Origin of the sequence: Larkinella fluvii (assembly GCF_051857545.1) — a bacterium.
Lineage (GTDB): Bacteria > Bacteroidota > Bacteroidia > Cytophagales > Spirosomataceae > Larkinella.
In genome coordinates this window covers 750,859-773,350 of record NZ_JBPZHB010000002.1, presented here as the reverse complement: position 1 = coordinate 773,350, position 22,492 = coordinate 750,859, and the positions used below count along the sequence as shown (strand labels likewise).

At 53.1% G+C, this 22,492-nt stretch carries 15 protein-coding genes; 8 read left to right on the top strand and 7 right to left on the bottom strand.

Annotation, left to right across the window (positions count from 1 at the left end; all coding sequences use genetic code 11):
* Positions 1–36: 36 nt before the first annotated feature.
* A complete protein-coding gene (locus ACS5NO_RS07125) occupies positions 37–1,224 on the bottom strand; it encodes a pyridoxal phosphate-dependent aminotransferase (RefSeq protein WP_439414485.1) in 1,188 nt (395 codons plus the stop codon).
* A gap of 404 nt (positions 1,225–1,628) precedes the next feature.
* Here ACS5NO_RS07125 and ACS5NO_RS07120 point away from each other — a divergent pair, with 404 nt between their 5' ends.
* From ACS5NO_RS07120 to ACS5NO_RS07105, 4 genes are all read left to right on the top strand, one after another.
* Positions 1,629–2,531, top strand: a complete 903-nt coding sequence (locus ACS5NO_RS07120) for an ABC transporter ATP-binding protein (protein ID WP_150881129.1) — start codon at positions 1,629–1,631, stop codon at positions 2,529–2,531.
* A gap of 125 nt (positions 2,532–2,656) precedes the next feature.
* Complete coding sequence (locus ACS5NO_RS07115; protein WP_439414484.1) at positions 2,657–6,286, top strand: ABC transporter permease/M1 family aminopeptidase; 3,630 nt, start codon at positions 2,657–2,659, stop codon at positions 6,284–6,286.
* A gap of 277 nt (positions 6,287–6,563) precedes the next feature.
* A complete protein-coding gene (locus ACS5NO_RS07110) occupies positions 6,564–10,157 on the top strand; it encodes a glycoside hydrolase family 9 protein (RefSeq protein WP_439414483.1) in 3,594 nt (1,197 codons plus the stop codon).
* A gap of 351 nt (positions 10,158–10,508) precedes the next feature.
* Positions 10,509–10,817: a hypothetical protein gene (locus tag ACS5NO_RS07105; protein ID WP_439414482.1), complete on the top strand. Its 309-nt coding sequence runs from the start codon at positions 10,509–10,511 to the stop codon at positions 10,815–10,817.
* Between the two features lie 10 nt (positions 10,818–10,827).
* Here ACS5NO_RS07105 and ACS5NO_RS07100 read toward each other — a convergent pair whose 3' ends face one another.
* The gene (locus ACS5NO_RS07100; RefSeq protein WP_439414481.1) at positions 10,828–11,574 is read right to left on the bottom strand and encodes a DUF5958 family protein; all 747 of its coding nucleotides are present in this window, start codon (positions 11,572–11,574) and stop codon (positions 10,828–10,830) included.
* A gap of 102 nt (positions 11,575–11,676) precedes the next feature.
* Between ACS5NO_RS07100 and denD the strand changes: the two genes are divergently transcribed.
* Positions 11,677–12,618 (top strand): D-erythronate dehydrogenase, encoded by a 942-nt coding sequence (gene denD, locus ACS5NO_RS07095; RefSeq protein ID WP_439414480.1) that lies wholly within the window; start codon positions 11,677–11,679, stop codon positions 12,616–12,618.
* Positions 12,619–12,635: 17 nt separating this feature from the next.
* Here the strand turns inward: denD and ACS5NO_RS07090 are convergent, their stop codons facing one another.
* Entirely contained in the window at positions 12,636–13,874 is a 1,239-nt protein-coding gene (locus ACS5NO_RS07090; protein ID WP_439414479.1) for a DEAD/DEAH box helicase, read from the bottom strand.
* Positions 13,875–14,007: 133 nt separating this feature from the next.
* On the opposite strand from ACS5NO_RS07090, the gene ACS5NO_RS07085 reads away from it, so the two are divergent.
* On the top strand, positions 14,008–15,168 hold the full coding sequence (locus ACS5NO_RS07085) for a hypothetical protein (RefSeq protein ID WP_439414478.1): 1,161 nt from the start codon (positions 14,008–14,010) through the stop codon (positions 15,166–15,168).
* 57 nt (positions 15,169–15,225) lie between these two features.
* Here ACS5NO_RS07085 and ACS5NO_RS07080 read toward each other — a convergent pair whose 3' ends face one another.
* Positions 15,226–15,612 carry a DUF3244 domain-containing protein gene (locus ACS5NO_RS07080; RefSeq protein WP_439414477.1) on the bottom strand — a complete coding sequence of 129 codons (387 nt, stop codon included), beginning with the start codon at positions 15,610–15,612 and terminating at the stop codon, positions 15,226–15,228.
* A 252-nt stretch (positions 15,613–15,864) separates the two neighbouring features.
* Between ACS5NO_RS07080 and ACS5NO_RS07075 the strand changes: the two genes are divergently transcribed.
* Together ACS5NO_RS07075 and ACS5NO_RS07070 are read left to right on the top strand one after the other, a co-directional pair.
* A complete protein-coding gene (locus ACS5NO_RS07075; RefSeq protein WP_439414476.1) occupies positions 15,865–17,985 on the top strand; it encodes a M3 family metallopeptidase in 2,121 nt (706 codons plus the stop codon).
* 119 nt (positions 17,986–18,104) lie between these two features.
* Complete coding sequence (locus ACS5NO_RS07070) at positions 18,105–19,067, top strand: hypothetical protein (protein WP_439414475.1); 963 nt, start codon at positions 18,105–18,107, stop codon at positions 19,065–19,067.
* Positions 19,068–19,129: 62 nt separating this feature from the next.
* Here the strand turns inward: ACS5NO_RS07070 and ACS5NO_RS07065 are convergent, their stop codons facing one another.
* The 3 genes from ACS5NO_RS07065 to ACS5NO_RS07055 all read right to left on the bottom strand — a co-directional run bounded on the left by ACS5NO_RS07065 (position 19,130) and on the right by ACS5NO_RS07055 (position 22,353).
* A complete protein-coding gene (locus ACS5NO_RS07065) occupies positions 19,130–19,600 on the bottom strand; it encodes a hypothetical protein (protein WP_439414474.1) in 471 nt (156 codons plus the stop codon).
* Positions 19,601–19,716: 116 nt separating this feature from the next.
* The gene (locus ACS5NO_RS07060) at positions 19,717–20,547 is read right to left on the bottom strand and encodes a CvfB family protein (protein ID WP_439414473.1); all 831 of its coding nucleotides are present in this window, start codon (positions 20,545–20,547) and stop codon (positions 19,717–19,719) included.
* Positions 20,548–20,571: 24 nt separating this feature from the next.
* The gene (locus tag ACS5NO_RS07055) at positions 20,572–22,353 is read right to left on the bottom strand and encodes a DUF885 domain-containing protein (RefSeq protein WP_439414472.1); all 1,782 of its coding nucleotides are present in this window, start codon (positions 22,351–22,353) and stop codon (positions 20,572–20,574) included.
* Positions 22,354–22,492 lie beyond the last annotated feature (139 nt).

The following is a 22,492-nucleotide window of genomic DNA, read 5'->3' as shown; positions in this document are numbered from 1 at the left end:
CTACTTTTAATTTTTAACTTTTAACTCTTAACTCTATCAGGCAATTTTCTTAAAGACATCCATAAACATCCCCATTTCGTCGACCGTGCCGATGCTGACGCGGCAGTAGGGCTGGGCGTTGTGTTCGCGGGTTGAGGTCAGAATGCCGTTGCCAAACATCTCCTTTTCGAAGGTTTTGGTTTTCATCCGAATCGGGAACAACACGAAGTTGGCGTACGAGGGAACGTACTCGTAGCCCTTCTCTTTCAGGCCTTTATAGAGCAATTCGCGGGCTTTGTCATTTTCAGTGCGGCAGAAGTTCTGCCATTCCAGGTCCTGGTAGCTGGCAATGCCGGCTTTCAGGGTAGTAACGCTCGGGTTCCATTCGCCCCGGGAATAGTTCTGAAGTTCGGTCAGGAATTTTTCGGGACCGATGGCGTAGCCCAACCGCAAACCGGCAAAACCGTGGATTTTGGAGAACGTCCGGGTCAGGAATACGTTGTGCCCCTCGGCTACGAGCTTCGGCAGGGCCGGGCGGTCTTCGGGTTTCAGAAAGTCGATGTAGGCTTCGTCGATGAAGACCGGAAGTTTCGGCGAAACCTCCTTGCAGAAAGCCACCAGTTCGGCCGCCGGAACCACCGTGCCGGTCGGATTGTTGGGATTGCAAATGTAGACCAGCTTCGTATCCGGCGTGATTTTAGCCTTCATAGTCGCCAGGTCGTAGCGGTATTCTTTTGTCAGCGGAACGGCTTCGATTTTGGCACCGAACTTCTTGGCGCATCCCAGAAAATCGTCATAGGTAAACTGGCTGGTCAGGATGGTTCCGCCCGCGCCTTTGGCCGCGCTGCCGGTAAAATAAACCGCCATTGCCGTCAACAATTCCGACGACCCGGCCGAGAGCATGATATTTTCGGGTTTAACCCCTTCGCGTGCGGCAATCAGTTGTTTCAATTCCTGACCTTCGAACATGGCATACCGGTTGCTGGTTTCGACGGCCTTCAGAATGGCTTCTTTGGCTATTGAGGAAATCCCGTGCGGGTTTTCGTTGAACGCAATGCGGGCCTTCAGTTTCGGCATTTCCCGGCCCAGTTGAGCAAACTCATTGATGAGGGTTTGTTCATGCAGGGCATTGGCAGCAACCGGGTTCCATACCTCCCGACCCAGTGCGGTCCGGCTCAGGGATAATCCGGCGGTAAGCAGCGCACCGGTGCGTAACAAATTCCTGCGGGTGATGGGGTGATCCATGATTTCGTAGAGTTGGTAAGTTTTTGTACTAAACTACGATGAGATTTTATTATTTCCGAATAAAGCCAAATCCAATTTCGTTATTTCAAAAATAATCAAAATTTCCAAAATGATTTCCGAATGAAAGTAGATTTATATTCTTTTTATAATTATTCCTACTTGTTACTTAAAAATCAAACCTATTTTGTCAGAATAATTATAAAATCATCATAAATTGGTTCATTTTTAAACTTCTATCATTTCGGTTATTGAAGCCTCAAAACACGTAATTTCACCAAAAAAGTGCGTAGAAAGATTTGGTACCCCAGGCAGAAAAATGCCGAATATTTGATATACTTACTGCCTACTCGAAAAGCCTATCCACCGACCCGGTTTTCAACGACATAACCTAAAATTTTTCCGGAATGAAACTTACGATTCAGGATTTGAATAAGACCTATTCAAATGGGGTCAAAGCCCTGCACGATGTCACCTTGACCATCCCGCAGGGCATGTTTGGGCTGTTGGGGCCGAATGGCGCGGGCAAGTCTTCGCTGATGCGCACCATCGCCACTTTGCAGGAAGCCGACAGCGGCCAGATTCTGCTGGAAGACACCCCCCTGGGTACCATCGATGTGATTCGCCAGAAAGACAGCATCCGGCGGGTGCTGGGGTATCTGCCGCAGGAATTTGGCGTGTATCCGAAAGTGTCGGCCGAAACCATGCTCGACCACATTGCCAGCCTGAAGGGCATCAGCAACAGCCGGGAACGCAAACTGATCGTCGATGCGCTGCTCGAAAAAGTGAATCTGGCGCACGTCAAAAAGAAAAATTTAGGCACGTTTTCGGGCGGGATGAAACAGCGGTTTGGCATTGCCCAGGCCCTGATTGGCAACCCCAGCCTGATTATTGTCGATGAACCCACCGCCGGTCTGGACCCCGCCGAGCGCAACCGTTTCCACAACCTGCTGTCGGAAATCGGTGAAAATACCGTCGTCATTCTCTCCACCCACATCGTGGAAGACGTCACCAACCTCTGCTCCGACATGGCCATCATCAGCCTCGGCAACGTCATCGCCCAGGGGCACCCCGCTGACCTCGTGGCCGCCATTCAGGGAAAAATCTGGCGCAAAATCATCGAAAAACCCGAACTGGACAATTACAAGGCCAATCACCAGGTCATTTCGACGCAACTCAAGGGCGGAAGAACCCAGATTCACATTTACAGCGACAGTCCGCAACTCGGTTTTGAACCCGTCGAAGCCGACCTGGAAGACGTCTACTTCTCCAAAATCACCAGCCACCAGGAGTTGGGAGTGATGAGTTAAGAGTGATGAGTTAAGAGTTAAAAAATTAAAGTACAACGCGTTAGCCAACGCAAAAGCAGCCCCGTCTTAACTCATAACTCTTCACTCCTAACTCTTAATTCTTAACTCTTAATTCCTAACTCTTTATGTTTTGGAACATCTTTACTTTTGAACTAACTTATCGGCTGAAGCGTCCGGCCACGTATTTATACGGCCTGCTCCTGTTTTTATACGCCTTCCTGATCCTGATTTACGGCAACGGCCCGGCTTCCGAAAAAGCGAACGTCAACTCGCCTTACGCCATTTCGTACCTGCTGATTCTCATGAGTGTTTTCGCCACCATGATGAGTTCGGCGGTGATGGGCGTGCCGGTTTACCGCGACATCGAACACAACACCCGCTCCTACTTCTTCTCCTACCCCATCAGCGAACGCGGCTACCTGCTGGGGCGGTATCTGGGTTCGTTTCTCATCCTGATTGCCATCATGAGCTGTGCCTGCATCGGTATTGTGCTGGGATCATTGCTGGGGCCGGTATTTAACCTGGCCGACAACGTGGAACGCTACGGCCCGATCCGGCTGTGGGATTACGTGCAGCCGATGCTGGTTTTCGTAATTCCGACGGTCTTTTTCACGGGAAGTCTGTTTTTTAGTCTGGTGGCGCTGACTCGCAACGTATTTGTGACCTATGCCGGGAGTCTGCTGCTGTTCATCGGGTATTTGCTGGGCATTACGCTGGCGTCGGATCTGGAAAACAAGGACATCGTCGATCTGCTCGATCCGTTTGCGCTTAATACGTTCACGAACGCGACCAAATACTGGACACCCGCCGAGCAGAACGAACTCCACGCCGGGCTGGAAGGCAATGTGCTGCTGAACCGGTTGTTGTGGGGCGGAATTGGTTTGGTGACGCTGCTGTATACGGTTTTTCGGTTTGATTTTCAGCGGTTTCTGGCCATCAAACTGGGTAAGAAATCGAAAGCCGACGGGATTACGGAAAAAGTAAAACCGCTCGCTACGCTGCCCGTGGCCGAGAAAATCTATTCCACCAAGGCGTATCTCACCCACCTGTTCCGGTTGACGAAATTGGAATTCGGCAACATCATCAAAGACGTTTATTTTCTGGTCATTCTGATGGGGGGCGTGTTGTTTCTGTTTCTGGATGGCTGGTTTGCCGACCAGATTATGGGAACGCGCTCGCTGCCAACGACCTATTACATGATTGAGGTAAAGGACTTCGATTACATTCTGTTTGTCTTTATTCTCATTATTTTCTACACCGGCGAGAGCGTTCACCGCGACAAAGCCGTTCGGTTCGACAACATTGCCGACGCGCTGCCCGTCCCGAACTGGGTGACCTACGGATCGAAGTTTCTGGCCCTGGCCGGCATCTGTTTTCTGCTGGTCAATCTGGTGATTGTCAGTGGTGTATTGAACCAAACCGTCAAAGGGTATTTCCAGTATGACTTCAACCAGTACTTTACCGATCTCTACCTGATCGAGTTTCCCGAATACCTGCAACTGCTGATGCTGGCTTTTTTCGTCCACATTATGGTCAACAGCAAGTTTACGGGCCACATCATCACGATCGGAATCTGGGTGGTGCTGATCGCGCTGCGGAATTTTGCGGAACTGGACTACAACCTGTTTTTCTACAGTTACACGCCCGGCTACCGGATTTCGGACATGAACGGTTTCGGGCATTTTCTGAAACCGCTGCTCTGGTTTAATCTCTATTGGCTGGCGTTTGGTTTTGCGCTGTTGATCGTCGGCAATTTGTTCTGGAACCGGGGTTCGGAAGGCGACCTGAAAACCCGCTGGCGATTGGCCAAACTGCGATTCACCCGCTTGCCGCTGACGGCCCTGGTCGTTAGTCTGCTCATTTTTGTGGGTTCGGGCATCTGGATTTACTACAACGTCAGTGTTCTGAACAAGTACCAGACCGCCGACGAAACCCGGGAATTGCAGGCCGAATACGAGAAAAAATACAGCCGCTACGAACGGGTCGCGCACCCGAAAATCACGGATTTAAAAGTAAAAATCGACCTCGTGCCGGAAGAACGACGCGTAACGGCCAACGGTATTTTCACGATCGTCAACAAAACCGTCCGCCCGCTCGATTCGCTGCACCTGCTGTTCAGTTCACCGGAATACAATCATCCGAAAACCAAAACGCTGTTGATCGACGGCAAAGACCCGAAAATCCTGCTGAAAGACACGGTTTTCCGGTATTACATCTATCAACTGCCCCGAACGCTCCAGCCCGGCGATACAGCCCGCATGGAGATCACAATCACGGCCCAACCCAAAGGATTCACCAACAGCGGTTTAAACCGGGAACTGGTCTACAACGGCACGTTTTTCGATACGGGCATTTTTCCAACTTTTGGCTATACCCCCAACGGAGAGCTGACCAGCGACAAATACCGCAAAAAATTCGGTTTGCCCATCAAGCAATACCAGCAGCCGCCCTACACCGACACCTGGGGCCGCAGCAATTTTCTGTTTACGCAGGACGGCGACTGGATTACGTTTGAAGGCACCGTTAGCACCGCGCCCGACCAGATTGCGATCATGCCGGGGTATCTGCAAAAAGAATGGTCGGCCAACGGACGCAAGTATTACCAGTACAAAATGGATGCGCCCATGGCCTATTTCATGAACGTCAGTTCGGCCCGTTACGCCGTCAAACGCGATGTCTGGAAAGGGCCGGATGGAAAAACCGTCAACATCGAAGTGTATCACCACCCGGCGCATGGCCGCAACATCGACCGGTATGTGAATTCGGTGAAGGCATCGATGGATTATTACAACCAGTATTTCAGCCCGTACCAGTTCCGGCAAATGCGGATTATGGAGTTTCCGCGCTACGCCAGTTTTGCGCAGTCGTTTCCGAATACCGTACCCTATGCCGAGAGTTTCGGCTGGGTGGGCGACTTCCGCGATCCCGACAAAACCGACTATGCCTATTACGTGACCGCGCACGAAGTGGCGCACCAGTGGTGGGGACATCAGGTGATGCCGAGCAACACGCGGGGCGCCAACCAGATTTCGGAGTCGATGGCGGAATATGCCTCGTTGATGGTGCTGAAAAAGACCTACGGCGACAACATCATGCAGTCGCGTCTGAAATACAGCCTCGACCGGTATTTGCGCGGGCGGTCATCGGAAGACAAGTTTGAAGAAACGCTGCTCGACAACGATACGCGCGCCTACGTCTGGTACGACAAAGGCTCGGTGGTGCTGTTTGCCTTGCAGGATTACATCGGCGAAGAACGGCTCAACCGCGCCTTCCGGGACTATGTGGAGAAAGATGCCTTCCAGCAAAAAGCGCCTTTCACCACCAGCCGCGACTGGTATAGCTACATCAAAGCCGCCACGCCCGACTCCCTGCACTACTTCCTGACCGACAATTTCGAAAAAATCTCTCTTTACGAAAACCGCATCACGGAAGCCAAAGCCGAGCCGCTGAAAAACGATCAGTACAAAGTGACGATGACCGTGCAGACCAAAAAGCTGTACTACGACAAGGCGGGAAAGGAAACCGGGGTAGGCAAGGCCAAAGACCTGATCGAGATCGGAATTTTTGCGGCTGATGCGAAAAACAAGAAGGGCATGACGGAAAAAGTGCCGCTCTATCTGAAAAAGCAGTGGTTAGCGCCGGGGGTTCATAAACTGGAATTCGTGGTGAAAGGCAAACCCGCCAAAGCCGGTATCGATCCGTACAACAAGCTGATCGACCGGGTGTCGGACGATAATGTGAAGCCGGTGGATTAAGAGAAATTCTATCGCAGAGTTAAGCGGAGTAAATCAGAGTTTATCAGAGAAAAAAAACTCTGCTGAACTCTGATTTACTCCGCTTAACTCTGCGATAGAACTCTCTTCAATACACTATTCCTGTCCGGCAATCAGAAAATCACGCCCGTGATCTGAGCCGGTAAAATAGACAATTGAAAGCCTGAATTGTGCACTTCAGCGTGCTTCCTCTAGAGTGATGGTTGTTTTGGAATCTACTTTACAGATTCAATCTTTTTATTCACCAAACAACAAAAGCATGAGGAAACTAAATCAGCGTTTTCGAACCGGATTCCTGTATTCACTGCACTGGTTTTTTGCCGGATGGCTGGCCATTTCGGTGGCCGGAGCCCAGTCCATCAGCAAACAGATCATCGTCGACCAATTCGGATGGCGACCGTCGGCGAAGAAAATCGTCGTGTTTGCCAACCCAGTCAATGGCCAGAACAACGGCTCGCCCTACACGCCGGGCAGTCAGTTCCAGATTCGTCGCTCGTCTGACAATTCGACGGTTTTGACAGGAAACTTAACCATCTGGAACAACGGCAATCTCCACACCGACTCGGGCGACAAAGCGTGGCACGGCGATTTTTCGAGCCTGACCACGCCCGGTCGGTATTACGTTTACGACCCGGCGAACAACCTGCGTTCGTACGAATTTGAGGTGCGCGATGACATCTACGCGGCCGCTCTGAAGGCATCGACCCGGACGTTTTACTACCAGCGATCCGGCACGGCCATCCCGGCACAGCACGGCGGCAACTGGACCCACGGCCCGGCCCACACGCAGGATGCCAACGCTCTCTTGTACACCACCTCGGCCCAGGCCGGAACGCAGCGGAACGTGACCGGTGGCTGGTATGATGCCGGGGACTACAACAAGTACATCCCGTTTCTGAGCAGCACGATGTGGAACCTCATGGTCGGTTATGAACTCCGGCCTGCGGCTTTTCCCGACAACACCAACATTCCGGAGTCGGGCAACGGCGTTCCGGACCTGCTGGACGAGCTGAAGTGGGAGCTGGACTGGATGCTGCGGATGCAGGCCGACAACGGCGGGGTTCACAGCCGGGTGACGGTGACAAGCTACGACAACGGTTCTGACGATCCGGCGACGGACGTTCAACCCCGGTATTACACGGCCATAACCACCTGGTCGACAGCCACTTTTGCCGCCATCACCGCCCATGCCGCCCGGCTGTACGGGAATTACGGCGGTCAGTATCCGGGCTATGTCAACACCCTGCGCGCGGCTTCGGAAAAAGCCTGGACCTACCTGGAAGCCAACCCGACGATGCTGCCCGCTTCGGGAACCGACGGCGCTTCAACGGCGGCTGCCGATGCGGGTTCCAACGCCAACGACGACAAACGCCGGCGGGTTGCGGCAGCGGCCGAGTTGTTTGCCACCACCGGAACCGCCAAATACAAATCGTATTTCGATGCCCATTACAACGACGTAAACGGCACGAGTGAAAACGGTTTTCATCCGTTCTCGAACGGCAATCTGGATGCGTCGCTGTGCTGGGAACTCAACCGGGCCTACTACGTCTACGCCAAGGCTTCCGGCGCGACGCCCGCCGTTGTCACGGCGATCAGGGACAAGTTCAAAAGTACGATGGACTGGCCCCTTGAATCGTACCACACGCAGAAAAGCGACCCCTACCTGGGTTTCATGTGGACCGGCCACTATTCCTGGGGCTCCAATTTGCAAAAGGCGCTGTGGGCGATTCTTCCCCTACTGGCGGTCGATCTGAACGTTAATCCGGCTAAAAATGCGCTCTACCAGGAAATTGCAGAAGAGTATCTGCATTATTTCCACGGACGCAACCCGCTCTCCTGGACCTATCTCAGCAACATGGGCAGCCGGGGCGCGAATGCCGGGGCTGAAAACAGCGTCGATGAGTTTTACCACAGTTGGTTCCGAGATGGTTCGGCGCGCTACGACGGGGCGTCGTCGCAATTCGGACCGGCACCCGGTTTTCTGGTGGGTGGCCCCAACGTGTACTACGGCGGTTCGTCGGCTCCTCCGAAAAACCAACCGGCCATGAAGGCATACCGCAACTGGAACACCAGCTACCCGGAACCCTCGTGGGAAATCACGGAACCAGCCATATACAACCAGGCGGGGTACACATTTCTGGTGGCGTATTTTACCAATCCGGGCGGAACAACGCCCCCACCGGTGATTTCAGCGTCGAGCAACAGCCCGGTTTGCAGCGGCCAAACCCTCAGTCTGGCCGTGGCCAACGCCCCGACGGGAGCCACTTTCCTCTGGAACGGCCCGAACGGTTTTACCGCGACGGTGGCAAATCCGACCCTCCCCAATGCCGGTACAGCCGCTTCCGGGACGTACTCGCTGACCGTAACGCCTTCCGGTGGAACGGCGCAAACGGTGACAACCACCGTCACAATCAACGCCCTCCCCCCGGCGACGGCTTCGAGCAACACCCCCGTTGTGGCTGGTCAGACACTGAATCTGACAGCCGCCGGGGCAGGTAACGGAGCGAGTTATAGCTGGAAAGGGCCGAATGCGTTTGTCAGCACCCTTCAAAACCCGTCCATCGCAAACGTCACGACCACAGCCGCTGGAACGTATACACTGACCGTTGGAAGCAATGGCTGCCAGGCAACGACGACGACCGTGGTGTCTGTAACGGGAACCAATCCGGGTCCGGAACCGGCTTCACTCCTGATTTATGACGATGCGCTCAAAACCGGCTGGGTCGACTGGTCTTGGAGCATGACCCGGAATTACAACGCGGCCTCGCCGGTTTACAGCGGAACCAAATCGCTTTCTCTCCAGAACACGGCGGGCTGGGGAGCCTTGTATCTCCATGCCGAAACCGCAGTTTCGTTGAGTACGTACCCGAGTCTAAAGTTTTGGGTACACGGTGGCCCCAATGCCGGGCAGCGGATGCAAGTGGTGATCAACAGCAGCGGATCGTATGAATTTACGCCCAAAGCAAACCAATGGACCCTGGTCACGGTGCCTTTCTCTGCCTTCGGAAACCCGGCGACTTTGCGGGATATTTTCATTCAGGACGTTACGAATTCCGCTCAGGCTGCGGTTTACATCGATCAGTTGCACCTGGTTTCGTCCGGCAACACGACGCCCCCACCGCCGGACCCCGCACCGGGCGGTTTGCTGATTTATGACGACGCCCTGAAAACCGGCTGGCTCGACTGGTCGTGGAGCATTTCGCGGAATTACGCCAACGGCACCCCGGTAAAAGCTGGCAGCAAATCGCTGGCGTTGCAGTATACGGGGGGCTGGGGCGGTTTATACCTCCATCCCGAACCCGCCGTTCCGCTGGCTTCGTATGCCCAGCTTCAGTTCTGGGTACACGGCGGCCCCACGGGCGGGCAGCAGTTCAAGGTGACGCTCAATAGCAGTTCGCAGGGCTACACGGTTCGGCCAACGGCCAACGCCTGGACGCTGGTGACCATTCCCCTCACGAATCTGGGCAGTCCGGCCACCCTGAAAGACCTCTATTTTCAGGACACGGGTGGAGCGACCAACTCGGTTTTCTACGTGGACAATCTTCAGCTTTCAGCGGCTTCGTCGGCCCGGCTGGCCACGGCGGAACCCGATGGCAAACCGGTGGTGCAGGTGTATCCAAATCCGGTCGACCGGCAACAAACAACCCTGATGGTGTCGTTGAGCGGTTTTCGGACGAATGAGGCTGTCGAGTTGAAGCTGACCGATTTGCAGGGGCGCATCCTTCGGCAACGACCGGTGACGGTTTCGACGACGGCGTATGCGTTCCCGGTGGGGCAACTGGCGCCGGGCAACTACCTGATTTCGGTGCAGGGCGAAACGACGCTAATCACCAAAAAGGTTGTGGTCGAGTAAGAACCGGACTACTGCCTGCGGAACGGGAGCAAGCGACGGTTTGCTCCCGCTTTTTGCGCCAACACATTCCGTACAAGAGATGATTCCTGACCGACAGAACGGTTTTAATGGTTTCCATAAAATGAAGACCTGAATAGAACTGGCACCGGAACTACGGCCTGCCCCACGACCGGTTGAAAGCGGTTTTGAAAAAGTATAACCGGCTGACGGAGGGGAATTAATTTCTCTTGAATATTAAATGATGAATGCTGACTGTAAAACTATGCAGTGCCCGCACTTTTACATTCAGCATTCATCATTTTACATTTAATATTCATTTTACTATTTTGAGTTTAAATTCTCCATCCAACCATGACACTTGACGAATTTCGGGCGCTTCATCTGGATTCCTCCAGCCATTACGTTGCCATTCAGCTTAAAGGCGATCAGCCACCTGTTAAGCCCGCCAAACTCTATGATCCACTGCCTACGGAGGCCCGTCCGATCCTTTTTTACAGCTATTTAGAAGGCAAACGACGCTTTTTCTCGATTATCCCGTATGATTTCACGGGAGCGGTCACGCATTACAGCCGCCACATTCCGCTTGAAGAGATCGAATCCATTACCGAACTACCGCTGATTGTCCGCAACAAACTACACAGCGACGGAAAACGGTTTTGAAAAGGCGGTTTTACGAATGCCGTTCCATGACGTCTTTGATTAACCGATCGGCTTGGGAAGAACCTAAACCATACTGAATCGAAAGTGCTTTTTTCAGAGCGTGATTCAGAATGGCCATTATGCGCGAATATTTGTTCATTTCTTCCAAAAACTTTATAGATTCTACGCTTTCTGTCATTACCTCATCATAACTTAGAAAACCCATCTGGCTTTTTCTTGCTGGCGCGGACTCCTGGTCTCGGGCTTTACTGACGGCGTTATGGGCTTTCCACAATTTGGCAAGGCTGGCAAATTCACTCCGAAAGCTGGAGTTGTTATAGACCTCATCTACGAGCTTACGATGTCCCGACAACAGAGCCATTACGGTCTCATCATCTGATAAATCCCGATACCGCCACTCCTTTGATTTTCCCTCCTTCATCGACACCAGGCGACGTTGATACACTATTTTGAATAGGTTTAAGAGTAAAATATAGTCTTTTTCGATAGCACTTCCGGGGATATTTAATCGCACACGTGATAACCGATTGCCACGCAACACAACGCAAGATTGGTAGTCTGCCCCCAAAGCACTGGCAACGAGGGCTTGCTCAATATCAGCATCAACCAGTTTTGTTGGGTCAATCAGATGATAAAGCTCAAAGATCCGCTTCATTTTCAGGCCCTGCTCCAGTTGACTGAAATGCGCCAGCAGTTCGTCATGCGAAAGAACTCCCTGCCCGAACCGGACAAGCGCTATCTCCTCTTCCAATGTCATGGTGACGAATCTTTATACTCTTTTATGTTTTCTTCAAGGATAAATATAGTTTTTTTATGCGAACTTGTTTGCTTATTTACGCCTGTCCAATTTTTTCAACCCATGCAAATCATCATTACCGGCGGTGCCGGTTTTCTGGGTCAGCGGCTGGCCAAAGCACTCCTGAACAGTTCGCTGGCTTTTGAGGAATTGCTTCTGGTCGATCTGATTCTACCAACGAATCCGGGAAACGACGATCGGGTTCGTTGCCAGCAGATTGATCTGTCGGCAGAAGGCGCGGCCAAAAGCATCGTGTCGTCCAGAACCGGGCTTCTGTTTCACCTCGCAGCGGTGGTGAGCAGTCAGGCCGAAAAGGAGTTTGATCTGGGCTGGAGCGTGAATCTCGACAGTTCCCGGCACCTGCTGGAAGCTTGCCGTCACCAGCATCCGGGCATCCGGTTTGTGTTTGCCAGCGGTTTTGCCGTCTACGGTGGAGAACTCCCGGCGGTGGTCGATGAACGGACCGTCATTACACCCCGTTCCTCGTACGGCATTCAGAAAGCCATCGTGGAGTTGCTGGTCAATGACTACAGCCGGAAAAATTTTGTCGATGGAAGGGTTCTGCGGTTGCCCACCATTTGTGTCCGGCCCGGCCGACCCAATCAGGCGGCTTCTTCGTTTGTCAGCAGCATCATTCGGGAACCCATTCACGGCGAAACCGCCATTTGCCCGGTTTCGCCGGATCTGACTGTGCTGGTGTCCAGCCCGGACACCAGCATTCGCAACATGCTGCATGCGGCTACTTTGGAAAGCACGGCCTTCGGCGACTGGCGGACGGTCAACCTGCCCGGTATTTCGGTTACCATTGGGGAAATGCTCAACTCCCTGGAGCGGCACACGGATCGGGAAACCGTAAACCGGGTCGAGTTCCGGCCCGATTCCGCCATTCACGCCATTGTCAGCAGTTGGCCAACCGCCGTCGACAACCGCCGGGCGCTTCAGCTTGGCTTTTCCGTAGATCAGGATTTTGACGGGTTTATCCGGCAGTTTCTGGCGGACAAATAAAGAAGTGGCCCCCTTCCCTATTTCTTCTTTTTCCGTTTCTTCCGACCCAACTGCAGTTCCTCCGCTTCCTTCATTAAGGCTTTCAGGTCAAACTGCGCGCCTTTGCTGGCATCGACGGTTTCCTGGTAGTCGATCTGGTCGATCTGGGCGACGCGGATGGGTTTGTCCAGAAACGTTTCGATTTCGTCGAGAATCGGTTTTTCTTCGGGGCTGCAAAACGAGAACGCCTGGCCTTTCTGGGTTCCCCGACCCGTCCGGCCCACGCGGTGAACGTAGTTTTCGGGCTGCTCGGGCAAATCGTAATTGACGACGTAATCCACGTTGGCGATGTCGATACCGCGCGCGCTGATGTCAGTGGCAATCAGCACCTTAACCACTCCACTCCGGAACTGATTCATCACCTGCAGGCGGTCTTTCTGTTCCTTGTCACCGTGAATGGTTTCGCTCTTGATTCCAACGCGTTCCAGGGCTTTCAACACCCGCTCGGCGCGCACTTTGGTCCGGACAAATACCAGGATTTTGCTATCAGGATGCTCCTGAATCAGTCGTTCCAGAAAAAACCGCTTGTCGTCCATCCCGACAAAAGCCACGGAATGGTCGATGTTTTTGGCCACCGGATCTTTGGGCGAAATCTGGATCCGGATGGCATTGTGCACCAGCGAATACGCTAACTTCTTGATTTTCTCGTTGATCGTCGCCGAAAAAAACAGCGTTTGCCGCTTGCGGGGCAGGAATTTCATCAGATCCTGGATGTCTTTGATAAAGCCCAGATCGAGCATGTGATCGGCTTCGTCCAGAATCAGGATTTCGACCCGCTGCAAGCGGATGTAGCCCTGACTCACCAGATCGAACATCCGGCCCGGTGTCGCAATCAGAATGTCGATGCCCGCTTCCAGTTGCGCAATCTGCGGGCCCTGCTCCACCCCACCAAAAACACAAAACACTTTCAGGTTCATGTGCCGGGAAATCTGCTCGAACACCCCGGCGATCTGCAACGCCAGCTCGCGGGTTGGCACCATCACCAGACACTTGATACCCTCCGCCCGTTTCTGCTTTTTCCGTTCATGCAACATACTGACGACCGGAATGGCGAAAGCTGCCGTTTTTCCGGTGCCGGTTTGGGCAATCGCCAGCACATCTTCGCCCTTCAGAATCGGCGGTATCGATTTAAACTGAATGTCGGTCGGTTTTTTGAAACCCAACCCTTCCAGATTCCGCTTGATTTCGGGGGCAATATAATAATCGTCGAATTTCATGGTGGTGTACGCTGGACTCCGGTGGTGGTTGGTCACGTCCAATGCGAGTGCGAAGTAAAGAGAATATTCCTGAAAAACCGTTCCAACCCTTTTGACTATCCGCGAGTCATCTTCCAAAAACAACAGATACTGGATGAATAAGTTTCCTCACTACGGAATCCTGGCTGGAACGGTGGTCTGGCTGGCGGGCCTGTTGATGGCCAGTTGCCAGACCACCGACCGCGTCACGCCCCTTACCGAAAAAGATTCAGTCGTTCTTTACACCACCGGCCAACTGCTCGACCTGCAGGCCCGTCGCTACGTAGCGGTTTATTGGGAACAGAGCAACATGCACCGCCTGGAACTCGGATCGGCGCGGGAAACCGGCTGCTACGGCCTGCAAAAGCAGGGCAATGACCTGTATATTGCCGGGTATTACGTCGATCCGGCGGACGAGCGGGTAAAACCGTGCTACTGGAAGAACGGCCGCAAAATCGACCTGCCTCTCCCCGCCCATCTGGTCTTTGACAAAGCCGGGCTTCGTGATCTCCAGTTTTTTCAGGGCGCACTGTATCTACTGGGAAGCATTGATTTACAGCCGGTTATCTGGAAAATAAAAGGCAATTCGACACCTGAGATGATCGTTCTCAAAGGATTTCCTACAGCTGTTGAAGGCGGAGAACTCGGAACGGGAAACCTCGCTCTGCACAATGACCAGCTCTTTGTTGGCGGGGTTCAGGTGCTGGAACAGAATGGCGCGTTTGTCGTTCATCCGGGCTACTGGACGATCGATCGGCGTGATTCGGTCCGGTTTCAGGAAATTGACAACCGACCGGTCAAATCACTCTCATTTTTCATTCTGCCGTCGGATCAGGGTGTTTTTATAGCCGGTGAACGGAACGACGTCCGGGATCGCTCGGCACCCATCCCGACCATCTGGAAAAACGGCACCCGGTTTCAACTGAGCCAGCCCGTCGACCCGGCATCACAGCGGCTGCACGAAATGCAAACCGACCGCCAAGGCCACCTCCACCTCAATATTCTCGATTACCGCCGGTTTTTGCCCGTCGCCTGGCGGGTGAGTCCAACCGGCGACGTGACCGAAACCCTGCTGCCCGTTCCCAACGGAGCGACGCGGGCTTTTTGTCAAAACCTGGCTTTAAGCAAGGATACGCCCTATTACAGCGGGACGTATGAACTGGGCGGAAAATACCACGCCTGTTTCTGGATCGGCAACCAGCGCACCGAAATGGAAACCGGTGATGGCAGCTTTCTGACGCTCAACCGAATGATTGCCGTTTCGGTAAAACAGTAACAAAAAACCACCGCTACACAGCAGCGGTGGTTTTCCAGTTTGTCTAATTCTACTGTATTACTCGGCGGGGGTGTTCAAAACCACCGACCGGGCGGGTGTGGAAACCGGCGGAGTGGCCACGTTCACCTGTTTGCGAATGGCACCCTGAGCCGACTTAAATTCCAGTTCGTAAGCACCATCGGCCAGATTTTTCATGTCCAGCTTGGCCGCGTATTTCAATTCTTTTTTCGAAATCGTTTCCTGAAAAATGATTTCTTTTTTGTCGTTGCGCAGCAGAACCGTCACCGGCTCCGCGGCTGATTTTACGACGGATACCCGAATCTTGTTTTCGGAAGTCACATAGGCGCTGGCGCCAAAGGGCAGTGCGCTGGGCGTAGCGGGGTCACTCAAAACCGGGGCGCTCAACAGCGCGGTACAGATCAGATTACTCAGGAGATTGAACATGGTGTTGTTTACGTTTATGTATTTGTTGTTGTTGGGTATGATTCAAAAGTTGTTGCTTACGTGTTCGGTTACTGTATTCCAAACGCCGTGCCAATATCATAATGAGTTGATAATCAATAAACAAAAAATATTTTTCAGAAATCAAACTGTACGAAGCCGGACAGGTGCTGTTCGCTGCCGGACAAAGATGTCCGTTTGGCTTTCGCACGGCGATTCTGTAGTTTTGAGTGACCCCAACCAATGCGTTCTTCGATGAAATCAACGCTTACACTTCTGATAACGACCATGCTTCTGACGGATCTCGCGCCGGTGAACGGCCAATCCACTACGGAAAATCCTTTTTTCACCGCCTACACCACGCCTTTTGGCGTACCGGCCTTCGACAAAATCAAACCGGAACACTACGAACCGGCTTTTGAGGAAGGCATCAAACAGCAGGCGGCTGACATTGCGAAAATCACCAGCCAGACCCAGGCGCCCACCTTTGCCAACACCATCGAAGCCCTGGAAGCGGGTGGTGATCTGCTCAGTCGGGTGAGCACGGTATTTTTCAACCTCAACAACGCCAACACCAGCGAGGCTCTTCAGAAAATTGCTCAGACCATCGCGCCCAAACTGGCAAAAAACGGCGACGATATTGCGCTGAATCCGGCCCTGTTCAAGCGGGTAAAAACCGTCTACGACCAGCGAAACCAGCTTAAACTCACCGGCGAACAACAACGGTTGCTCGAAAAAACGTACAAGAATTTCGTGCGGGGCGGAGCCGCTTTGACCGCCGACAAACAGGAACGGCTGCGGAAAATCAATGAAGAGCTTTCGGTCCTGACCCTGAAATTTGGGCAGAACCTGCTGGCCGAAAACAACGCCTACACACTGGTAATCGACAAAAAGGAAGACCTCAGCGGTTTGCCCGCTTCGCTCGTTGAAGCGGCTGCCAACGAAGCCAAAAAGCGGAATCAAAACGGCAAGTGGATTTTCACCCTGCAAAACCCGAGCATCATGCCGTTTTTGCAGTATGCCGACAACCGCGCGCTCCGCGAACAGATTTTTCGGGCGTATCTCGAACGCGGCAATCACAACGACGAGCGCGACAACAAAGCCCTGATGGCCAGGATGGTAACGCTTCGGGCCGAAAAAGCGCAGTTGCTGGGCTACGAAAACCACGCGGCTTTTGTGCTGGAAGAAAGCATGGCTTCAACGCCAGCCAAGGTGAGCGAACTGCTCAATCAACTCTGGGCCGCAACGGTACCCGTGACGAAACAGGAAGCCGCCGAGTTGCAGGCACTGATGGACAAGGAGAATAAGAACGAAAAACTGGCGAGTTGGGACTGGCGGTATTATGCCGAAAAACTCCGCAAGCAAAAATACGCCCTCGATGGCGAACAGCTCAAACCGTATTTCTCGCTCGAAAACGTCCGCGAAGGCATTTTCATGCTCACCGGACGGCTCTACGGTTTGCGTTTCGAACGGCGGACGGATTTACCAATCTATCAGGAGGAAGTTCAGAGCTACGAAGTGAAAGAAGCCGACGGACGGCACATCGGGATTCTGTATATGGATTTTCACCCGCGCGCCAGCAAACGCGGGGGTGCCTGGATGACCAGTTTTCGGCGGCAGGAAGTGGAAAAAGGCCAGAAAATCACGCCTGTGATTTCCATCGTCTGCAACTTCTCGCGCCCGTCGGGCGACGCCCCGGCCTTGCTCAGTCTGGAGGAAACCCGGACGTTTTTCCACGAATTCGGCCACGCCCTGCACGGTTTGCTTTCCAACGTCACCTACGCCAGTTTGTCGGGAACGTCGGTGCCGCGCGACTTTGTGGAACTGCCCTCGCAAATCATGGAAAACTGGTCGGAGGAAGCGCAAATGCTGAAACTCTACGCCAAACATTACAAAACCGGCGCGGTGATTCCGGATGCGCTGATCGAGAAAATTAACAAAAGCAGTCTGTTCAACCAGGGTTTTGAAACGACTGAATACCTGGCCGCGTCGTTGCTCGACATGGATTACCATACGCTGAAACCCGGCGAGGTGCCGACGGATGTGCTGGCTTTCGAAAAACAGTCGATGGATAAAATCGGTTTGATCGACCAGATTCCTCCGCGCTACCGGAGCACGTATTTCCAGCACATTTTCGCGGGCGGTTATTCGGCGGGTTATTACAGCTACATCTGGTCGGCGGTTTTGGATGCCGATGCTTTCGAAGTGTTCAAGCAAAAAGGATTATTCGATCAGAAATCCGCCCAGTCGTTCCGCAAAAACGTCCTCGAAAAGGGCGGTACCGACGAGCCGATGACGCTCTATAAAAATTTCCGGGGTTCTGAACCCGACATCAAACCGCTGCTCCGACGCCGGGGCTTGCTGAAGGTGTTATAAAGTTGGTTTACGGTTTTCAGTTTACGGTAGCTGACGCATTCTATGTGACGCGTTGAGCGTGCGTCAGCTACCGTAAACTGAAAACCGTAAACCGTAAATGATAAACCGTAAACCCAGAAATGAAAAAATACCTACCCGCTCTCCTGCTGGCTTTCTCCCTGATTTCCTGGACGATCGACGAAGTTCCCCAGGCGGTGATTACCAACGACGCCATCAAGGCAACGCTGTATTTGCCAGACGCATCCGCAGGCTACTACCGCGGCACGCGCTTCGACTGGTCGGGCGTTATTGCCAATCTGGAATACAAAGGCCACAGCTATTTTGGGAAGTGGTTTGACAAATACGACCCGTATCTGCACGACGCCATCAGTGGCCCGGTCGAAGCGTTTGACCCGATTGGTTACGATCAGGCCAAAATCGGTGACTTATTTGTGAAGATTGGCGTGGGAAGCCTGCGGAAACTGGATGAGGAGCCATACAAGTTTGTGGCTCCTTATAAACTGATCGATGGCGGCAAGTGGTCGGTTCAGAAAAAAACCGATCAGGTGCGGTTTACCCATGTGTTGAAGGATGCAGCCGGTTATTCCTACGAATACGAAAAGACCGTGAAGCTCACCAAAGGCAAGCCCGAACTGGTGCTGGAACACCGCCTGAAAAATACCGGAAAACAGCGCATCGAAACCGCCGTTTACAACCACAATTTTCTGGTGATCGACCAGCAGCCGTCGGGGCCGGATTTCCGGGTTCAATTTGGGTTTCCGGCCAAACCAACCGGCGATTTGAAAGACATTCTGGCCAGTAAAAATCAGGAGCTTACCTTTTTGAGGCCACTCCAGAACCGGGAGAGCATTTACACGCTCGTGGAAGGCTACGGAGCCAGTGCCAGCGATTACGACATCCGGGTTGAAAACACCAAATCCGGTGCGGGCGTCCGGATTCGGAGCGACCGGCCCCTGTCGAAACTGGCGTTCTGGTCCAATCCGAAAAACCTCTCGCCCGAACCCTTCATCGCGATCAATGTGGCACCGGGACAGGCGTTTACGTGGAAGATTTCGTACGAATTTTATACAACAGGGCAGTAAGGAATAGTCGATTCAGCCACGATTCTGCAGAAAGGCATCAGGTAATCCTGATGCCTTTCTGATTAGCTAACGGGCTGCCATGCCGCGTCGTCGAACTTCGGTAGCTCGATTTTCGCCAGCAGTTCGTCTTCCAGCAAAGCCGCCCATTCGGTCAGATAAGCTACAACGTCGTCGCGGTGGTTGTGGCGGAGGTAACGCTTTTCGATGGGGAAACGGGCCAGCACCCGCCGGTCGGTCAGTTTTTCGAGGTTCTTCAGGTCTTCGATCGCCAGACCCGCCTGCAACATTTCACTGATTACCAGATCGATCGGCATGTAGCTCGTGGGGCAATAGTCGGCCACCTGCTCATTCCAGTCGCCGTAGCGCTGCATGGCGTAGGCGTGAATCTGGGCTTTGGTCAGTTTGGTCAATTCCTGAGCGAGGTTGCCGCAGTTGCAACCGCCCATGTGGCCCCATTCATACGGAGCGCCTTCCTGTAGTTTCCGGGCGGTCCGGCGCAGCGCATCGATCAGTTCAGGATTTGGTCGTGCCATGGTAGTACAAAGTTTACGATTTTACCAACCCAACAGATTGTGATTCAATTTTGTTTCCTTCAAAAACATCTCTTTTAACAGAAAAAAAGTAGCTATTTTTTCGTGAAAACGCTTACTCAAACCAGGTAAATACCGTCTTCCTTAATGGCAATCTTCCGTTCCCGAAACAGCGCCCCGATGGCTTTCTTGAAAGTCTTCTTGCTCATCTCCAGCGTCTGGTAAATGGCATCCGGTTCGCTGTAATCGTTGAGGGGTAGAAAACCGTTCTGCTCTTTCAAGGTCGCTAAAATCCGCTGCGCATTCGGCTCCACGTTTTCATACCCCGGTTTTTGCAGACTCACATCGATCCGGTTATCGTCACGAATGGTCTTGATGTACCCCGTCAGCCGGTCGCCGGGATACACCTGGCGGAATACCTCGTTTGCGTAGACCAGGCCCCGGTAGCGGTTGTTGATGATGACGTTGATGCCCAGATCGGTCGGTTCCCAGGCTAGCAGCGACACTTCCTGCCCTTCCGTCAGGTTCGGCACTTCCGAATCCAGAAACCGGTTGAGCCGACTCGACGCCACCAGCCGGTCGGTTTCGTGATCGAGGTACAGATACACGACGTACCAGCGGCCCACTTCCATCGGGCGGCTTTGCTCGCGGTAGGGCACCAGCAGGTCCTTTTCCAGCCCCCAGTCCAGAAAAGCGCCCACGCTCGTGACCGAGATCACCTGCAAACGCGCAAACTGATTGCGCTGAATTTTAGGGGTCAGCGTGGTGGCAATAATCCGGTCTTCCGAGTCGGTATAAACGAACACATCGATCGGATCATCGACCCGCAGCGATTCCGGCACGTATTTGTTGGGAAGCAGGATGTCATTGTCCTCATCGTCGCCCAGAAAAACCCCGACGCTGGTTTCGCGGAGGGCAATCAGGGTATTTATTTTTCCAATTTGTATCATTCGAAACGGTTTTTCAAGCCCTTCTTATTTCTTCTGCCGGTCGGCCCAGGCATCCATCTTGTGTTCCAGCACATCCAGCGGCATACAACCGTCTTTCAGGAATTCGTCGTGGAAAGCCGCCAGATTGAACTGCTCGCCCAGTTGTTTTTCGTATTTGGCCCGCAATTCCCGTATTTTCAATGCCCCGATCTTGTAAGACAACGCCTGCGCCGGAATCGCCATGTACCGCTCAATTTCGGCCACCGCGCCCTGTTCCGCAATCGGTTCGTTGTCCATCATATACTTGATGGCTTCTTCGCGGGTCATCTGTTTGGTATGAATCGCCACATCGACCACCAGCCGGATCGCCCGGTGAATTTCGTCGCTCAGCGCGCCCATGTACTGGTACGGATCGGTGTAAATACCCAGTTCCTTGCCCAGCGACTCGCAGTACAACGCCCAGCCTTCACCGTAGGCACCATACCACGCAAACCGCCGGAATTTCGGCAAATCCGTGTTTTCCTGTTGCAACGAAACCTGGTAGTGGTGACCCGGAATGGCTTCGTGCAAAAATAAGGACTCCATGCCGGACGTAACGTTGAATTGGGCCGCATCCGGAATCGGAACGTAGAAAATACCGGGGCGACTGCCATCCGCCGACGCCGGGTTGTATTCCGCACTCGCCGAGGCTTCGCGGAACTTCTCCGTTTGCCGGATTTCAAATTTCGACTTCGGCGTTTGGGTGAACATCTTCGCCAGGTTCGGTTCGATGCGCGCCAGAATCGTGTTGAAAGCCGCCAGCACGTCTTTCGGCTGTTTGTAGGGATAAAATTTCGGGTCGGTTTTGAGGTGAGTGAAAAAATCATTCAGCGAACCGGGAAAACCCACCTGCGTTTTCACCTTTTCCATTTCACCCCGAATCCGGGCCACTTCTTTCAGGCCGGTCTGGTAGATTTCCTCCGGCGTTTTGTCGGTGGTCGTCCAGGTTTTGACCAGTTCTTTATACAATTCCGGCCCTTGCGGAACAACATCAATGCCCGAGGTCGTACGCGCTTTGGGCAGGTATTCCTGCTGTAGAAAATCGCCCAGTTTTTTGTACGTCGGCACGATCTGTTCCAGAATGGCTTTTTTATACGCGGCTGTCAGGCGGTTTTTATCCGCTTCACTAAAGCCTTTCGGCAGGTTCTGAATCGGGCCGTAAAACAGACTTTTGGTCGGGTCGGTCACCACCAGATCGGTCATCTGCGGAATCATCTTCACCACCAGGCTTTTCGGCCAGATCATGCCGGTCGCCATGCCTTTCCGGAAATTGACCACGGCGGTATCACCCCAGACCTGAAAGGCCGATACCCGCTTCAGCCAGTCGTCGTAATCCTTGACGGTTTTGAATGGCTGCGCCCCCGCCCCGCTGCCCAATTGGCCAAACGACAGCGTCAGTCCTTCGAACTGCGAAAATGGCACGTATTCGAGGTGAAACTTAAATTGATCCAACTGCAGTTCCAGCTCGCGTTTCAGAATATCATACGAAATTTTGTCCTGATCCGACAGTTTTTCGCGATCAAAGGCTTTTATCTTTTCGAGATAATCGGTGTAAAATGCCTGCGTCTGGCCAAGAAATGCCTGCGAAATGCTGTTGGGCAGCAAATCGTTGTAGCGGTTATCGCCCTGATACGTCGCTTCAATCGGGAACAGCTTCAGACGTTCTTCGTAGTAGGTATCGACGGTTTGGGCGAAATCGGCATTGGCAGCCGTGTTTTCCTGCCCGGTTTTGGAGTTACAGGCCATCATCGAAGCCATAAGCAGAGCGGATACAAGGAGTAGTTTCATGATCGAATCGCATTCGGCAAAAGTTCAGTGCGGAAAGGTAGCCATAAACCGCCGAAAACCCTGACAGCACCGGGCCACCGGACGTCGGGAACCACTTTCCTTTTAGTAAAAATTGCCCGCACAAATGGTAACATGAACA